Below are 16,886 nucleotides of genomic sequence, written 5' to 3' on the forward strand. Positions count from 1 at the left end.
CTACGCGCCGCTTCGCTGTGTTGTGAGCCGAGGTTTACGAGCTGCGTCGGACCTCGAACTGCTCGCCGACGACAGCAGTCTGCGATTCGGTGACGCAATCCAGGCGTCCGTCCAGACGCAGCGAGACGTTGTACTCACCCGGCTTGAGCGCGAACGTGGTGATCGTGATGCTTGTCGCGTTGTCTTCCACGACGACGCGTGGGCTCAGCGACAGCATGCCGTTGTGCAGGACCTCGCATACCTGACCCGGAAAAACGTTGTCCACATCGACGGTGATGGTTCTGGGGCCGCCCAGAACCTCGATCGTGGGAGTGCTCGACCCTACGAGTCTGAGGTAGCTCTTTTCTCTGCGCACGGTCTCGACTTCCCTGTTTGCATGCTCCACCGGAAGGTGGACGCCCGACACGGTCTCGTTGGTACTTCGTGGCGCGACGGAGGACGGATTGGTATTACACGTCGTCATCGCCGTCCACCCGAGCCTCCCTTTACATCGAACGTGCATCCGTCCGCGTTACCGAAACCGCCGCCGAACAGCACCCCTACAGCCGCAACACCGGGAAATCGCGATGTCATCGGTCAGAACATACCCTCCGGCCTGCAAATCTGCGAAACGGAGACGGTCCAATCGAAGCCTTTACGCATCCTTGCACCCTGAAACAGATCGTGCGACACATTCGAGACCCAATTCATTCGTCCGTATCGAAAGCCCGCTGCTCGGCCAGCTCGGCGGCACGCTCGGCCTGTCGGGCCTGCCGCCGCCTACCCCTGATGCCCACCACGACACGGCAAGACCTCCGACAAGGCCGATGCCGGCACCGACCAGGATCGGTGCGAGCCTCCCGTGTCCGTAATGAAGCAGCAGGCGCAGGCCGGCACCACCAGCACCCACGAGATAAAGAACCACCAACACCCCGATCCGCGACCGGCGAAGCTTCTGCGAGGTGTACATGTCGATCCCCCGCGCGCGGGCGTATGCCAACACCACGTTCGCGACGGCCGTCAGAGCCACGAAGATTCCCAATGCCACCCAGGCCCCGGTGACACCCGCCGCGAAGGGCAGTACAGCGCCGACGATCATTCCGATCCACAGCAGGGATTGGAATCCGACGGCCGAGGCCTCGTTCCAGATGTCGCGTTGTAGTTCGTCGGCGTAGAAGTCGTCGTCCAGGTCTCCCACGAAGCGGGCAGCTTTGGTGAATGCGCTCATGTTCGTTTCCCTTCGTCGTCGCCGAACAGTGTTTCGACTGTCGTGTCGAGTGCTCGGGCCAGTCGCAGTGCCAGGTACACGCTCGGTGCGTAGTCGCCGCCCTCGACGGAGACGATGCTCTGCCGGCTGACTCCGCAGATGGTGCCGAGTTCGGCCTGCGTGATGCGTGCCTGTTTGCGATGCGCGCGAACGTTGTTGGATCCGGGCATGACAAAAAGTCAACTCTGCTTGTCACAAAATGTCAAGCAGTCTTGTCATTCGCTCGCCTTTACCTACTCGTAACGCGAGAAACAGACTCGTCACCGCAGAAAATACCAACGCAATAAGTTGCCTTTACTGTTCGCAATCGCGAATACATCTCCGTATACACACTTTCCGAAAGGGCCGTAGATGCCTGCTGTCTCGAAGCGCATGTCCGTCAAGCGCGTCATGGTCGTTCCCGCAGCACTGGCTGCATTGAGCCTGGTTGCCACTGCCTGCGGTAGCAAGGCGAGCGACACCACCACCGCCGAGGGCGGCGGAGGCTCGTCCACCTCGTGTGTGGACACCTCCGGTGACACCATCAAGGTCGGCTCGCTCAACTCCCTGTCCGGCACGATGGCGATCAGCGAAGTGACAGTGCGTGATTCGATCGCACTGGCCGTCGAGCAGATCAATGCGGCAGGCGGCGTCAACGGAAAGCAGATCGAGGTCGTCGCAGAGGACGGCGCATCCGAGCCGACCGTGTTCGCCGAGAAGGCCGAGAAGCTGATCAGCAGCGACTGTGTCGCAGCCGTTTTCGGTGGCTGGACGTCGTCGTCGCGCAAGGCGATGCTGCCGGTGTTCGAGGACAACGACGCACTCCTCTACTACCCCGTGCAGTACGAGGGCCTCGAGGCGTCGAAGAACATCTTCTACACCGGAGCCACCACCAACCAGCAGATCATCCCCGCCCTGGACTACCTGAAGGAGAAGGGCGTCAAGTCCCTGTACCTGGTGGGCAGCGACTACGTGTTCCCGCAGACGGCCAACCGCGAGATCAAGGCGTATGCGGCCGCCAACGGTATCGAGATCAAGGGCGAGGATTACACCCCGCTCGGTTCGACGGACTTCTCCACCATCGTCAACAAGGTGCGCTCCGCCGACGCCGATGCCGTGTTCAACACGCTCAACGGTGATTCCAACGTCGCATTCTTCCGTGAGTACACCAACGCCGGCCTCAAAGCTGCTGACATGCCGGTCATCTCGGTGTCCATCGCCGAGGAAGAGGTGGCGGGCATCGGAGCCGCGAACATCGCTGGCCAGCTCACTGCCTGGAACTACTACCAGACCGTCGACAGCCCGGAGAACACCAAGTTCGTCGCCGACTACAAGGCGAAGTACGGTGCCGACAAGCCCACCTCGGACCCCATGGAAGCCGCGTACACCTCGGTCTACCTGTGGAAGAACACCGTCGAGAAGGCAAATTCGTTCGCGGTGGCCGACATTCAGGCCGCAGCCGACGGTGTCAGCTTCGCCGCTCCCGAGGGCGAGGTCGTCATCGACGGCGACAACCACCACATCTCCAAGACCGCCCGCATCGGTGAGATCCGGCCCGACGGCTTGATCTACACGGTGTGGGAGTCCCCCGAGGCCATCGCTCCCGACCCGTTCCTCGAGACCTACGACTGGGCCTCCGACCTCAACTGACCACCACCCATGTGAGTGGAACTTCGTAGCCTGCTACGAAGTTCCACTCACATGCTCCGAAGGAGCTCCCCCATGGACGTCGTGATCGGACAGTTGTTCACCGGCCTGTCGATCGGATCCATTCTCTTGCTCGCCGCCCTCGGGCTCTCACTGACGTTCGGTCAGATGGGCGTCATCAACATGGCACACGGCGAGTTCATCATGGCCGGCTCGTACACGGCTTACGTAGTGCAGCAGATCGTCTCGACCGGCGGCGCATCACTGTTCATCTCGCTCATCGTCGGCTTCCTCGTCGGCGGCGCAATGGGTGTGCTGCTCGAGGTGACGCTGATCCAGCGCATGTACCACCGTCCACTGGACACCCTGCTCGTCACGTTCGGCGTCGGGCTCATCCTGCAGCAGCTCGCTCGCGACATCTTCGGTGCCCCTGCGGTCAACGTCGTCTCGCCGGAATGGCTGAGCGGCGGCGTCGACATCCTCGGTGCCGTGGTGCCCAAGACCCGAATCTTCATTCTCGTGCTGGCGGTCGTCGCCGTCGTCGCACTGTCGATCGCGCTGAAGAAGACCGCAATGGGTCGACGCATCCGCGCGGTGGTGCAGAACCGCGATCTCGCGGAAACCTCGGGCATCTCGAGCCGCAGGACCGACATCTCGACGTTCTTCCTCGGCTCCGGTTTGGCGGGTGTCGCGGGCGTGGCACTGACTCTGATCGGATCCACGAGTTCCACTGTGGGACAGAGCTACCTGATCGACGCCTTCCTGGTGGTCGTCGTCGGTGGACTCGGCCAGATCAAGGGCGCGGTGATCGCCGCCTTCGCCCTCGGAATCCTCAACTCGTTCATCGAATACAGCACCACGGCCTCGATCGCCAAGGTCATCGTGTTCGTCCTCATCGTGATCTTCCTGCAGGCCCGCCCGCAGGGCTTGTTCGCCGTCAAGACAAGGAGCCTGGTATGAGCGAGTTCATCGCCAAGCGCGGCGCTCTGCTGGGTTTCGCGCTCGCCGCAATCCTGTTGTTCGCTGTGGCGCCCGCCGTCCTCAGCGACTTCCGGTTGAATCTGCTGGGCAAGTTCATCTGCTACGCGATCGTGGCTGTCGGTATCGGATTGGCCTGGGGCCGAGGCGGAATGCTCACCCTCGGCCAGGGTGTCTTCTTCGGCATCGGTGCCTACATCATGGCTATGCATCTGAAGATCTCCGACGCCGATCTGCGCGGCGACGCGGTACCGGACTTCATGTCCATCGCCGGCATCCGTGAATTGCCCTCGTACTGGCTGCCGTTCACCTCGCCCATCACGACGATCCTGGGCATCCTGTTCGTGCCGGCACTGGTGGCGCTGGTGCTCGGCCTCGGCGTGTTCAAGCGTCGCGTCAAGGGCGCGTACTTCGCGATCCTCAGTCAGGCACTGGCCGCCGCCTTCGCGATCCTGCTCATCGGACAGCAGACCACCGGTGGATCCAACGGGCTCAACAGGTTCCGCACGTTTTTCGGGTTCAACCTCAACGACCCGGCCAACAAGCAGATGCTGTTCTTCATCGCTGCCGGCGTACTGCTCGTCGTCGTCGCCATCACCCGCCAGCTGATGTATTCGCGCTACGGCGAACTACTGGTGGCCGTCCGCGATCAGGAAGAGCGAGTGCGCTTCCTCGGCTACGACCCGGCGAACGTGAAGATCGTCGCGTACGTCGCCGCAGCGTTCTTCGCCGGTCTCGCCGGGGCGCTGTCCGTCCCGATTGTCGGCATCATCTCCCCCAACGACGTCGGCATCGTTCCGTCCATCGCGTTTCTCATCGGCGTCGCCATCGGCGGCCGCACCACTCTGCTCGGCCCGGTTCTCGGCGCGCTCGGAGTCGCGTGGGCGCAGACCACGCTGTCCGAGCAGTTCCCGTCCGGTTGGACGTACGCGCAGGGTCTGCTGTTCGTCGTGGTCGTCGGATTCTTCCCCGCCGGCATCGCCGGACTCTTCGCACTGCGCAAGCGAAAGAAAGAGCCCGAATCGGTCCCCGAGGCCAGCGCGGAACCAGAGAAAGAGCTCGCACGATGATCCATGTCGAAGGCCCGCAGCCCACGTTCGGCGGCAACGCCGGCATGTCCAGTCAGTACCTCGAAGTCCGCGATCTGACAGTCAGTTTCGACGGCTTCAAGGCCAACACCAACGTCGATCTGACGCTGATGCAGGGCGATCTTCGCTTCCTCATCGGACCGAACGGAGCCGGCAAGACCACGCTGATCGACGCCATCACCGGTCTCGTTCCGGCCACCGGCTCTGTCACCAAGTCCGGAGTGGAACTGCTGGGCAAGAAGGTGCATCAGATCGCCCGGCTCGGTATCGGTCGAACCTTCCAGACGGCCAGCATCTTCGAAAATTTGACGGTGCTGCAGAACCTGGACATCGCCGCTGGGTCCGGACGATCCGTGCTGACGATGTTGCGCCGTCGGGCATCGGTTCTGCCGCAGATCGAGGAGGCCCTCGAAACGATCGGCCTGACGGCCCAGAGAGACAAGGCCGCAGGAATTCTGGCGCACGGCCAGAAGCAGTGGCTAGAGATCGGAATGTTGTTGGTGCAGAACGCCGATGTGCTCCTTCTCGACGAGCCGGTCGCCGGCATGAGCCACGAGGAACGTGAGGAGACGGGCCAGCTGCTGCAACGCATCGGCGGTGAACGGACCGTGGTGGTGGTGGAGCACGACATGGACTTCATGCGGATGTTCGCGACCTCGGTGACAGTACTGGCGGCCGGACGCGTTCTGGCCGAGGGCACCGTGGCCGAGGTGCAGGCCGATCCGAAGGTTCAGCAGGTCTACCTCGGCACCGCCGCGGCGGGCGAGGAACTCGAGCACATCGCAGAAGAGGGAGCCGATCATGCTTGAACTGGTCGACGTCAGAACAGGTTACGGCCGCAGCGAGGTCGTTCACGGTGCGTCGCTGACGGTTCCGGCCGACGGTGTCGCGGCGGTGATGGGCCACAACGGTGCGGGCAAGACGACGCTGCTGCGCGCGGCGGTCGGGCTGTTGAAAGTGAACTCGGGCAAGGTCATGTTCGACGGTGAGGACGTCAGTGCGTTGCGGCCCAGCGCCCGCGTCGCCCGCGGACTGGCGTACGTGCCACAGGGCCAGCAGTCGTTCGGTCAGTTGACGACAGCGGAGAATCTGCAGGTGGTGGCCGACGGGCGCAAGCGCGGCAAGGCACTGATCGACGAGGCACTCGACCTCTTTCCGGCGCTGAAGGAATTGCTGAATCGCAGAGCCGGCCTACTGTCCGGCGGCCAGCGCCAACAGCTCGCCATCGCACGAGCATTGATCACCGAACCGCGGATGCTGATTCTCGACGAGCCGACCGAGGGTATTCAGCCGTCGGTCGTCGCCGAGATCGAGCGCACCGTCATCGAGCTCACCCGCCGCGGCGGTCTCGGAGTTCTGTTGGTGGAGCAGCACATCGGCTTCGCATTGGAATCTGCCCAGAAGTACTACATTCTCGAGGCCGGCCGGATCACGTCCACCGGTGTGGGCGGATCCGATTCCGAGGCCGACGTGCGCGCAGCCATGGCGATCTGACCGGGCGTATCGTGCCGCGCAAGGACCTTCGCGAGAAGGTCTATTCGTCACTGCGCCGGGATCTGATCTCCGGTGCGATCGGCTCCACGGAACGGCTCGGCGAGGAGCGTCTCGCCGAGCTGTACGGCGTCTCGCGCACGCCTGTGCGGGAGGCGCTGGCACGTCTGCAAGCCGACGGTCTGGTCGTGCGCGACGAGGCCGGTCTGCATCCCTATCGTCCCCGGCTCGGCGACCTACCGGATCTGTACGAACTGCGGTCGACTCTCGAGTCCCGCGGAATCACTCGCTCGACGCCGCAGTCCTTCGATCGGGCGGCCTTGTCGGCGTTGGCGGTGACGTGGGCCGGGTTGCGTGCGCACCCACCGGAGACCACCGACGACATGGTCGCCATGGACGAGCAGTTCCATGTCGCGTTGTCGGCCGCTTCGGGCAATGCGGCTCTGACCGAGGCCCTGTGCGCCGTCAACGCCAAGGTGCGGCCCGTGCGTATTCTCGGTGGTCTCGACGCCTCGGCCGTGGTCTCGGCGATCGATGAACATCTCGCGATCGTCGAGCACCTACTGGCCGGGCAGCTGGACACGGCGCTGAATATGCTTGTTGCACATATCGATTCGTCCCGCGACCGAGTGGTCGAGCGCGCCCGTCAGGCAGCGGCGTTGGCCGGCGCGGTCCGAATCTGACGCGTCAGTTGGAAGCCGACAGAATACGATCGATGTCGTCTAGCACGGTTTGCCCGCCCATGGGCCCGACGCCGGTGATCCAGTACGACAGGTCCACCGCGTGCGGGTTGGGCAGTGCCGCAGCGTTGGCGGTGATCGACGACGGGATCGCGGCGGGGTCCGACGGGTTGTCGGCGGTGACGACGATCAGGTCCGCGGCCGCCTGAGCCGCGAGCTCGGGCGAGAGGTCGACCGAGATCTCGTCGGCCCATTCCGGCCGCGGCGGGGTGGTGAATCCGGCGCATTCGAGCGTGCTTCCGGCGAACGACGACGGCCCGTACAGGGTCAGCTCACCACTGCGCGGCCTGATCAATTGCGCTGTTTTCCCGGCGGTGTCGTGCTTTTCGGCGATCTCGGCGCACCGGTCGTCGTAGGCGGTGAGCAGTTCCTCGGCCTTCGCTTCCTTGCCGAGAACGCGCCCGACGAATCGGACACTGTCGCGCCACGGATCGGACTGGGAGGCGATGAACACCGTCGGCGCGATGGCGGAGAGTTGGTCGTAGTACTGCGCGTGCCGAGTCTCCGTCCCGAGAATGAGGTCGGGTTGCGCGGCCGCAATGTCCTCGATGGTCGGTTCGGCCACCGTGCCGACCGTGGCGATGTCGGCCGCTTCCGTACCGAGATAGGCCGGCACACCGGCGGTTTCGCTGAGCACCGCCGTGCCGACGGGCACGATGCCGAGCGCGACCGTGGTGTCGAGTTCCACCGGTTCCAGGGTGACGACCCGCAGAGGATTGTCGGGAACGTCGATCGAGCCTCGAACGGTCTCGACCGTTCGAGTCGCTTCGCCGGCCGAACCGTCGGCGGTATCGGCCGACGAGCATGCCGTCGCTCCTGCCGCCACCGCGAGCGCGGTGATGGCCAACGCTGTCAGACCGAGCTTGAACTGCACCACTTCGAGGGACCTCCGGGTAGAACAATGCGAGACACAAAGGAGGTTAGCCTACCCTGCAAGCCGTTGCGAACCGCGTCCCCGGACGGCGGAGCTACCAGTCGGTAAGATGTGATCGTGACCACTCCACGCATTCCGTCCGGTACCGCCCGCACCCTCGGCCCCGTCAACTGGGTCATCTGCAAGGTCATCGCCAAGGGCGCGGGAGTACCCAACCCCCACCTGTTCACCACTCTCGGTCGAACCGGCGGCCTGTACCGGGCGTGGCTGTTCTACAGCGGCCATCTGATGCCGGGCGGAAAGATATCCCGCAAGGAATCGGAAATGGTGATTCTCCGGGTGGCGCACCTGCGCGAATCGGCATACGAGATGGACCACCACATCCGCCTGGGCCGTCGAGCCGGCATCGACCGAGACCTGCTCGAGCTGATCATGACCGGCCCGCACGCCCCTGGGCTGTCGACTCGCTACCGCACCATCCTCACTGCCGTCGACGAGCTGATCGAGACCAAGACGCTCACCGACGCCACGTGGTCCGAACTGGCGACCCAGTTCGACGAACGTCGCCTCATCGAATTCGTCTTGCTGGTCACCCAATACGACGGGCTCGCAACCACACTGGGCACCCTCCGCGTCGAACGCGACTACGGCGACCGGCCGCCACGACGATGAACGAGACACCCGAGACTGCACTGCGCCGCGCTCTGGCGATGATCGAACCGGAGTCGGTCCGCACGAGCGCCCGGATCGACGGCGACTACGTCGAACTCATGGACGACGCCAAGGCCCCCAATCCGACGATGGCCAGCCGAGCGATGAACAACCGCGGTGTCGCGGCGATCTACGAGAACATCTGGCGACCGTTCGGCGTATCGATGATGGGAATCGGCGGGCTGCCCATGTCCGCCGAACGCGCCAAGGCCGTCGCCGACTTGCGGTTACACGGGCCACAGCGAGTCCTGGACGTCGCCTGCGGCCCCGGCAACTTCACCAGGTTCCTGTCGGAGCAGCTGACCGAGGACGGTATCGCCGTCGGCTTCGATATCTCCGAGGCCATGATCGCTCGTGCAGTGCGCGACAATCGGGGGCCGCGTGCGGCATACGTTCGCGGCGATGCGGCCGAACTCCCGTACGCCGACGCGACATTCGACGCCGTATGCTGTTATGCCGCACTGTATCTCGTGCCACATCCACTGCAGGTGGTCGACGAGCTCATCCGCGTCCTGCGACCGGGTGGACGCATCGCCATCATGACCAGCTGTGAACTGGGCCTGGCACCGCTGCGTACCGTCGTCGGCCTGGGATCTGCCGCCGTCGGGGTACGCATGTTCCCGAAGGGGCAGTTCACCGAGATGTTCGCTGCTGCGGGCATGACCGACATCGAGCAGGACATCCGCGGTCTCGCCCAATTCGTCAGTGCCACCAAGAATTAGCGCTACCGACCCTGCTACACCCCCGGCAATGCGAGACCTGACCGTGGTCAAGAACGAACCGGAAGGGCTTTTTACTGATACTTTGGCAAACAGACCGATCAGACTGGGAGCCACACAGTGACACACGCACCGGACCGTACTCGTATCGAGTTTCCCGATATCTCCTCTCGCACTTGGGAACACCCTTCGGACCGAGCAGCCTTGGTCACTCTTCGCACCCTCAAGGGCTTCGACACGGTGCTGCGAACGCTGTCCGGACTGCTGCGCGAGAGACAGCATCGCCTGATGTACTTGGCCACCGCGGTGCGTGTCGACGAACGCCAGTTCAAGGATCTGAACGATCTTCGAGCCGATTGTGTGCAGATTCTCGGCGCGGAGGAAACTCCGGAGCTGTTCGTGGTTCAGTCGCCGATGGTCAACGCGTTCACCATCGGGATGGATCGACCGTTCATCGTCCTGACCACCGGCATGCTCGACATCATGACCTACGAGGAACAGCGATTCGTGGTCGGCCACGAACTGGGCCACGCCCTGTCCGGCCACGCGGTGTACCGCACCGTTCTCATGCACCTGATGCGCCTCGCCGGCACGGTCGGCTGGGTTCCGGTGGGCGGCTGGGCCTTGCGCGCGGTCATCGCGGGGCTGATGGAATGGCAGCGCAAATCCGAATTATCCGGCGACAGAGCAGGTTTGCTGTGCGGACAGGATGTGCACACCGCGATCAGCGTGCAGCTCAAGTTGGCGGGCGGCGCACGTATCAGTGAAATCGACGTCGACGCCTTCCTCGCTCAGGCCGCCGAGTACGAGGCCAGTGGAGACCTGCGCGACGGCGTGCTCAAGCTGCTCAATCTCGAACTCCTCTCGCACCCGTTCTCGGTGCTGCGAGCTGCGGAACTGAAGAAGTGGGTCGACACCGGCGAGTACGCGGCGGTCCTTCGCGGCGACTACCCGCGCCGGTCCACCGACCACGAGGCCAAGGTGTCGGAGGAGTTCCGTAACGCGGCCCGCACGTACAAGAACAACTTCGACACGTCTGAGGACCCGCTGATCAAGACGGTCCGCGACATCGGCAGCGGCTTCACCGGTGCCGTCGACGCCGTCGGCAACGGAATCGGCGACGTGGCATCGGACATCAAGGGCAGGTTCGATCACTGGCGAAAGTCCTAGCACCCCAGAACGAAGCGAACGGCGGCGACCACCGAGGTGGTCGCCGCCGTTCGTCGTTCTACAGCAGAGATCAGAAGTTGATCATGTGGCCTGCGAGGCCGTGGATCGCTTCCTGCAGTGCCTCCGACAGCGTCGGGTGCGTGTGGACGTTGCGGGCCAGCTCGTTGACCGTCAGGTCCCACTTCTGGGCCAGGGTCAGCTCCGGCAGCAGCTCCGAGACGTCCGGTCCGATGAGGTGGCCACCGAGCAGCTCACCGTGCTCGGTGTCGGCGATGAGCTTGACGAAGCCCGTCGCGTCGCCCAGGCCGTGTGCCTTGCCGTTGGCGGCGAACGGGAAGTTCGCGACCTTGATGTCGGATCCACGAGCCTGCGCTTCTTCGCGGGCCTGGTCCTCGGTCAGACCGAAGCTGGCGACCTGCGGCTGGCAGAACGTGGCGCGTGGCATCATCCGGTAGTCGTCGATCGGCAATGTCTCTGCGCCGCCGATGGTTTCGGCAGCCACCACGGCCTGCGCCTCCGCCACGTGGGCGAGCTGGAGCTTGGCGGTGACGTCGCCGATGGCGTAGATGTGCGGGACGTTGGTCTGCATCGTGTTCGTGATGCCGATGGCACCGCGATCGGTGAGCTCGACACCGGTCTTCTCGAGACCGAAGCCCTCGACGCGAGGGGCGAATCCGACGGACTGCATCACCTTGTCGACGGTGAAGGTCTCGCTCTCACCGGACTTGTTGTGCTTGATCTCGACGGTGACCTTGGAGCCGTCGTCGTCGATGCTCTGCACACCCGCGCCGGTGATGACCTTGACGCCGAGCTTCTTGTACTGCTTCTCGATCTCCTTCGAGACGTCCTTGTCCTCGTTGGGGAGCGCGCGATCGAGGAACTCGACGATGGTGACGTCGACTCCGTAGTTCGTCAGGACGTACCCGAATTCCATACCGATGGCACCTGCGCCGACGATGAGGATCGAGCCCGGCAGATCCTTGGTCATGATCTGCTCTTCGTACGTGACGACGTTCTTGCTGAGCTCGGTTCCCGGGAGCAGCTTGGTAGTGCTGCCGGTCGCGATGATCGCGTTGTCGAACGTGATCGTCTCGGTGCCGCCCTTGGACAGTTCGACCTCGATGGTGTTGGCATCGGTGAACGTGCCCTGGCCGTCGTACTCGGGGATCTTGTTCTTCTTCATCAAGAAGTGGATGCCCTTGACGCGTCCGTCCGCGACCTTGCGGCTGCGGTCGAATGCTGCGCCGAAGTCGAAGGATGCTTCACCCGAGATACCGAACAGCTTGGCCTCTTTGGTGAAGAGGTGCGCCAGCTCGGCGTTACGGAGAAGCGCCTTCGAGGGGATGCAGCCCACGTTGAGGCACACACCGCCCCAGTACTTCTTCTCGATGATGGCAGTGCTGAGTCCGAGTTGTGCCGCGCGGATAGCAGCGACGTACCCACCGGGACCGGCTCCGAGGACAACGACGTCATAGTGTGAGGTCACGAGTCCCCAGCGTAGTCGTGCCCTCCGACACTGTCTCGACCTGGTCTTCGTTACCAGCCGGTAGCCTCGCACGCGTCCTGCACCCGACCGCACGTGTGCTGCTAGAACTGTGCCATGGCTTTCTCGGACGACCCGTACCTCTGGCTCGAAGACGTCACCGGCGACGACGCACTCGCGTGGGTACGCGAGAAGAACGAGGTGACGATCCAGGCGCTGGCAGGCGAGCGTTTCGACGCCACCGTGGCGGGTGTACGCGAGATTCTCGACACCGATGCGCGGATTCCGTACGCACGCAGGCGCGGGCAGTTCCTCTACAACTTCTGGCGCGACGCCGAGCACATCCGCGGGGTGTGGCGGCGCACCACGATGGACGAGTACCGCACGGACGAACCCGCATGGGACGTCCTGCTCGATCTCGATGCCCTGGCCGCCGACGAGGGCGAGAACTGGGTATGGGGCGGCGCTCAGGTACTGCGCCCCGACCAGCTGCGCGCTTTGGTGACGCTGTCCCGAGGCGGTGCCGACGCGACGGTGGTACGCGAGTTCGATCTCGACTCCCGCACGTTCCGCGCTGCGGAGGACGGCGGTTTCACGCTGCCCGAGGCCAAGACCGACATCGGCTGGATCGACGCCGACACCGTCTTCGTCGGCACCGATTTCGGACCGGGGTCCCTGACCGAATCCGGCTATCCGCGGATCACCAAGAGATGGCACCGAGGCACCCCGCTCGCCGACGCGGAGACCGTCTACGAGGGCGAATCCCAGGACATTTCGATCTCCGCGTGGCACGACCGCACGCCCGGATTCGAGCGCGACTTCGTGCAGCGGTCCACCGACTTCTACAACTCCGAGACCTACGTGCTCGACGGTACGGCGGTGACCCGCATTCCGACGCCGACGGACGCATCGACCTCGGTCCACGAGAACTGGCTGCTGGTTCGGACGATGACCGAGTGGACCTACGACGGCGTCACCCATCCGGCGGGCGCTCTGCTCGCGGCCGACTTCGACGAATTCATGAGCGGCACAGCATCTCTGGCGGTTCTGTTCACTCCGGACGAGCACACGTCCCTGCATCAGTACGCGTGGACCGAGAATCATCTGCTGCTGGTGACGCTGCAAGATGTCCGCACTCGTCTGCATGTGCTCACCCCTCGTGCGCGTTTTGCGTACCTGGAGGGGCGCAAAACGCGCACGACGGAGTGGGACACGGCCACCGTCGACGGGCTGTCGGAGTTGGCGTCGACCGAGATCATCGGTACGGACGCCGAGGAGAACGGGGACGAGTTCTTCCTCGGCTCCTCGGGTTACCTCACCCCGGCCACGCTGTTGGTCGGCACGGTCGGCGGCGCGCTCGAGGTACTGAAGCAGGCTCCCGCCTTCTTCGACGCGGACGGCATGACGGTGCAGCAGTTCTTCGCGGAGTCGGACGACGGCACCGCGATCCCCTACTTCGTCGTCCGACGCGGCGACGCAGGCCCCGGCCCGACACTGCTGTACGGCTACGGCGGCTTCGAGATCTCGATGACGCCCGGCTACAGCGGAGCGATGGGTCGAACGTGGCTCGAGCGCGGCGGCACCTACGTCGTTGCCAACATCCGCGGCGGCGGCGAGTACGGACCGTCCTGGCACACCCAGGTGTTGCGAGCGGGCCGGCATCTGGTCCACGAGGACTTCGCCGCGGTCGCGCGCGATTTGGTGGCCCGAGGGATCACCACCGCCGACCGCTTGGCCGCCCAGGGCGGCAGCAACGGCGGCCTGCTGATGGGCATCATGGAAACGAAGTACCCGGAACTGTTCGGGGCGTTGGTATGTCAGGTCCCGCTACTGGACATGAAGCGGTACCACCTGTTGCTCGCGGGAGCGTCCTGGGTGGCCGAGTACGGCAACCCCGACGACCCCGCCGAATGGGAGTTCATCTCGCAGTACTCCCCGTACCAGAACGTCGTGGCCGCGTCCGAGCGGAAGTACCCACCGATACTCATCGCCACGTCCACCCGAGACGATCGAGTCCATCCCGGTCACGCCCGCAAGATGGCTGCGCGGCTGGCCGAGCTCGGTCAGGACGTGAGCTACTACGAGAACATCGAGGGCGGCCACGGCGGGGCGTCGGACAATGCGCAGCTGGCTTTCAAGACCGCACTGACGTACGAGTTCCTGTGGCGGCACCTCGAGAGCCGGTGATGTCAGTCGGCCAGAGCCTGCTCGAACATCGGCCAGGAATTGTGGAGATCGTCCTGCCAGTATCCCCAGGAGTGCGTCCCGCGTTCCCGTAGCTCGAAATGGGCTGGGATGTCCAGCTTTTCGAGCGCGCTCTTCAGTCGACGGGTGCAGTCGCCGGTGGCGACCTCGATGGCACCGCCCACCACCATCTGGTTCAGCAGCACGAAACCGGGGCCGTTGGGGTTGGTTCCGTCGAAGGTGTCCGATGCCCCCGCCAGGCCACTGCCGTTGGAGATGTACAGCGCGGTGCCGCGCAGCTTGTCGGCGTTGACGACAGCGTCGTTGTGCACCCAGTCGGGGTCGCCGTCCGGGCCCCACATGTTCTTCACGTCGGTTCCGAGCGCCATCGATACGACGGTCTTGACGTACGCGCGGCCCAACGGATCGGTGGTCGAGGCGCAGCCGCTGTAGGAGCCGACCGCCCGGAAGAGACCGGGGTTGTGTGCCGCCAGATTGAGCACCGACGTCGCAGCCATCGAGATTCCGGCAATGACGTTGCGGCCGTTGGTCTTCAGCAGTTGGTCGACGAGTGGAGGCAGTTCACGGGTCAGGAAGGTCTCCCACTTGTTGCGGCCGAGCACGCGATCGTCTCGCTGCCAGTCCGTGTAGTAGGAATAGGCCCCGCCGACGGGTGTGACCACATTGACGTTCTTGTCCGCGAAGAACGACACGACATCGGTCTGGGTGTACCAGTCCATACCGTCCACCCCACCGCCCGCGCCGTTGAGCAGATACACGGTGGGGCTCGGCTTCGCACGGTCCGGCGAGCGGAGAATCTTCAGCGGGATGGTCCGCTCCATCGCGGCCGAATGCACGAACGCCGTCATGGCGACGGCGTCGGTCTCCTCCGTTCGCACCACGTACGACGTCGACGCGTCGGGCGCGGCGAGGGCCGTGCCCTGCGCGGCCGACGCAGCGATACACGCGGCCACGAGCACAGCCCTACCGATCCGACGAGCTGTAGCCCCCAGGCCGTTCATACACGTGCTCGCTATCTTCGGCAGAACAGAAGTTGAGTCACTAGCGTTGTACACCAGAACGGGCGCGGAGTTGGAACTTATCGCATGAATTAGTCCAAACGACCGTATCGTTCGGCACGGGGTTGTGTCAGCGGTGCATCCACCGCTCGACCAGGTCGGCCACCGCGGTGGGATTGCGGATCCACCCGTTGTGGCCCAGCGGCTCGTCGATGTGTTCGGTGGTGATGTCGGCGTTGGCAAGCTTGGCCGTCAGATTCTCCATCGAACCCTTGGGGGCCAGATCGTCGCCCTCGATGGTCACTGCCAGCACCGGTAGGGTCAGCCGGCCCATCCGTTCCTCGTAGTCGATGTCGGCACCGGCCGGCTCGATCGAGCCCGTTCGGGCGAACCTCGACCAGTCGTCGATCAACACTCGTGATTGACGACCGAATCCGCCGACCCCGATGCGGTCCCCCGGCCAGAATCCGGCGATGTTGCTGGTGATCGCCATCGCCGCCGCGCCGAAGTAGAGCGGGACCCCGCGAGTGGTGCCGAAACCGCGGTGGTACGGCGACCCGGATGCCACCAGGATCAAGCCACCGAGCCTGCCTCGAATTCGGGCTGCGTACATCGCGCCCAGTTGTCCGCCCATACTGTGGCCGAGCAGATACGGGGTTGCGGCGGGGAACTGCTCGCGCACCACCTCGAAGATCGCCGGAAAGTCGACCGAGACCAATTCCTGATATCCGTACCTGCTCGACGAACTCGGCTTCGGCTTACTGTCCCCCTGGCCCCGAAGATCGCCGATCGCAGCATGGAATCCGCGGGCGACGAGCGCTTCGGCGAACAGCCGGTAGTAGCCGCCGGGGATGCCGAGACCCGGGAGAACGACGATGACGGGCGCATCGTCTCGGCCCTCACTCGGAAACAGCGTCACCGGCACCGTCGAACCGTCGGGCATCTGAATCGGAACCGTCTGCATCGGCCAACCCTATGACGGTGCGACCGCACCTTCCCCAGGGCACTACCTCACAGGATGATCGGGTGGTAGCTACCGGTCGACCAGCTGAACCAGAACAATTGACTGTTGATGAATCCGACTACGGCTTCGAGCATGGCACCACCTCTATTACCGTCGATACCGAGCGCATCGAGGATGAGGTTCAGGTCTACCCGGTCGGCGGCGAATCATCGACCGCTGGAGGATATTTCGGTCGACCGAATGACACTTCGAAACCACGAAAACCGGGCCCGACGGTAGTCGGGCCCGGCTTCGGGGTCGCGCTTCAGCTGGGGAGCGTGCCGGGGATGTTGACGACCGAACCTGTTCCTTCGGAGCTGCCGACAGCGAGCAACTGCAGCAACAGCGAGAGAAATTCCATCAAAACTCCTTCGAGAGAGGGGGATTCGCCGCCGACGCGGCGTCGCGAGCCTTACTGTTCATCGATTCGGCTCCGGTCTGCCGTCCTGGCCGAGGCCTACGGCGCGGAGCCGGGATGTCAGTCGGAGGAAGAACTGATACCCGAGAAGAGCTGGATGAAGATTGCCAAGAGGTCACCGAGTTCAGCGGACATG

Annotated in this window: 17 protein-coding genes; 10 read left to right on the plus strand and 7 right to left on the minus strand. The window is 64.1% G+C overall.

All coding sequences use genetic code 11. The features are described from left to right. Positions 1-34: 34 nt before the first annotated feature. From J1M81_RS04530 to J1M81_RS04540, 3 genes are all read right to left on the minus strand, one after another. Positions 35-463: a hypothetical protein gene (locus J1M81_RS04530; protein ID WP_052053133.1), complete on the minus strand. Its 429-nt coding sequence runs from the start codon at positions 461-463 to the stop codon at positions 35-37. A 171-nt stretch (positions 464-634) separates the two neighbouring features. Then, positions 635-1,207 (minus strand): hypothetical protein, encoded by a 573-nt coding sequence (locus J1M81_RS04535; RefSeq protein ID WP_052061334.1) that lies wholly within the window; start codon positions 1,205-1,207, stop codon positions 635-637. Continuing rightward, positions 1,204-1,416, minus strand: a complete 213-nt coding sequence (locus J1M81_RS04540; protein WP_027498412.1) for a helix-turn-helix transcriptional regulator — start codon at positions 1,414-1,416, stop codon at positions 1,204-1,206. Before J1M81_RS04540 ends, J1M81_RS04535 begins: the two co-directional genes overlap by 4 nt. A 181-nt stretch (positions 1,417-1,597) precedes the next feature. Between J1M81_RS04540 and urtA the strand changes: the two genes are divergently transcribed. The 6 genes from urtA to J1M81_RS04570 all read left to right on the plus strand — a co-directional run bounded on the left by urtA (position 1,598) and on the right by J1M81_RS04570 (position 7,112). Then, positions 1,598-2,875, plus strand: a complete 1,278-nt coding sequence (gene urtA / locus J1M81_RS04545) for an urea ABC transporter substrate-binding protein (protein ID WP_032369802.1) — start codon at positions 1,598-1,600, stop codon at positions 2,873-2,875. 72 nt (positions 2,876-2,947) lie between these two features. Then, a complete protein-coding gene (urtB, locus tag J1M81_RS04550) occupies positions 2,948-3,832 on the plus strand; it encodes an urea ABC transporter permease subunit UrtB (RefSeq protein ID WP_027498414.1) in 885 nt (294 codons plus the stop codon). Beyond that, entirely contained in the window at positions 3,829-4,920 is a 1,092-nt protein-coding gene (urtC, locus tag J1M81_RS04555; RefSeq protein ID WP_032399567.1) for an urea ABC transporter permease subunit UrtC, read from the plus strand. Before urtB ends, urtC begins: the two co-directional genes overlap by 4 nt. After that, the gene (gene urtD / locus J1M81_RS04560) at positions 4,917-5,747 is read left to right on the plus strand and encodes an urea ABC transporter ATP-binding protein UrtD (protein ID WP_027498416.1); all 831 of its coding nucleotides are present in this window, start codon (positions 4,917-4,919) and stop codon (positions 5,745-5,747) included. The genes urtC and urtD overlap by 4 nt, the downstream gene beginning before the upstream one ends. Further along, positions 5,740-6,432: an urea ABC transporter ATP-binding subunit UrtE gene (gene urtE, locus J1M81_RS04565; protein ID WP_032373723.1), complete on the plus strand. Its 693-nt coding sequence runs from the start codon at positions 5,740-5,742 to the stop codon at positions 6,430-6,432. The genes urtD and urtE overlap by 8 nt, the downstream gene beginning before the upstream one ends. An 11-nt stretch (positions 6,433-6,443) precedes the next feature. Then, entirely contained in the window at positions 6,444-7,112 is a 669-nt protein-coding gene (locus J1M81_RS04570) for a GntR family transcriptional regulator (protein ID WP_032399568.1), read from the plus strand. Positions 7,113-7,116: 4 nt separating this feature from the next. Here J1M81_RS04570 and J1M81_RS04575 read toward each other — a convergent pair whose 3' ends face one another. Then, positions 7,117-8,046, minus strand: a complete 930-nt coding sequence (locus J1M81_RS04575; protein ID WP_032399569.1) for an iron-siderophore ABC transporter substrate-binding protein — start codon at positions 8,044-8,046, stop codon at positions 7,117-7,119. Positions 8,047-8,154: 108 nt separating this feature from the next. On the opposite strand from J1M81_RS04575, the gene J1M81_RS04580 reads away from it, so the two are divergent. The 3 genes from J1M81_RS04580 to J1M81_RS04590 all read left to right on the plus strand — a co-directional run bounded on the left by J1M81_RS04580 (position 8,155) and on the right by J1M81_RS04590 (position 10,643). After that, entirely contained in the window at positions 8,155-8,715 is a 561-nt protein-coding gene (locus tag J1M81_RS04580) for a carboxymuconolactone decarboxylase family protein (protein WP_027498420.1), read from the plus strand. Further along, positions 8,712-9,476, plus strand: coding sequence for a class I SAM-dependent methyltransferase (locus J1M81_RS04585; protein ID WP_230593386.1), 765 nt, complete (start codon positions 8,712-8,714; stop codon positions 9,474-9,476). Before J1M81_RS04580 ends, J1M81_RS04585 begins: the two co-directional genes overlap by 4 nt. A 117-nt stretch (positions 9,477-9,593) precedes the next feature. After that, positions 9,594-10,643, plus strand: coding sequence for a M48 family metallopeptidase (locus J1M81_RS04590; RefSeq protein ID WP_032365161.1), 1,050 nt, complete (start codon positions 9,594-9,596; stop codon positions 10,641-10,643). 70 nt (positions 10,644-10,713) lie between these two features. Here J1M81_RS04590 and lpdA read toward each other — a convergent pair whose 3' ends face one another. Next, positions 10,714-12,129 carry a dihydrolipoyl dehydrogenase gene (lpdA, locus tag J1M81_RS04595; RefSeq protein ID WP_032399570.1) on the minus strand — a complete coding sequence of 472 codons (1,416 nt, stop codon included), beginning with the start codon at positions 12,127-12,129 and terminating at the stop codon, positions 10,714-10,716. Positions 12,130-12,243: 114 nt separating this feature from the next. Between lpdA and J1M81_RS04600 the strand changes: the two genes are divergently transcribed. Then, positions 12,244-14,313, plus strand: coding sequence for a prolyl oligopeptidase family protein (locus J1M81_RS04600; protein ID WP_032399571.1), 2,070 nt, complete (start codon positions 12,244-12,246; stop codon positions 14,311-14,313). A gap of 2 nt (positions 14,314-14,315) precedes the next feature. Here the strand turns inward: J1M81_RS04600 and J1M81_RS04605 are convergent, their stop codons facing one another. Together J1M81_RS04605 and J1M81_RS04610 are read right to left on the minus strand one after the other, a co-directional pair. Continuing rightward, positions 14,316-15,332, minus strand: coding sequence for an alpha/beta hydrolase family protein (locus J1M81_RS04605; RefSeq protein WP_032399572.1), 1,017 nt, complete (start codon positions 15,330-15,332; stop codon positions 14,316-14,318). Between the two features lie 127 nt (positions 15,333-15,459). Next, positions 15,460-16,293, minus strand: coding sequence for an alpha/beta fold hydrolase (locus J1M81_RS04610; protein ID WP_027498426.1), 834 nt, complete (start codon positions 16,291-16,293; stop codon positions 15,460-15,462). Positions 16,294-16,886: the final 593 nt, after the last annotated feature.

The organism is Rhodococcus sp. KRD175, assembly GCF_017168275.1.
GTDB classification, from domain to species: Bacteria; Actinomycetota; Actinomycetes; order Mycobacteriales; family Mycobacteriaceae; genus Rhodococcoides; species Rhodococcoides fascians.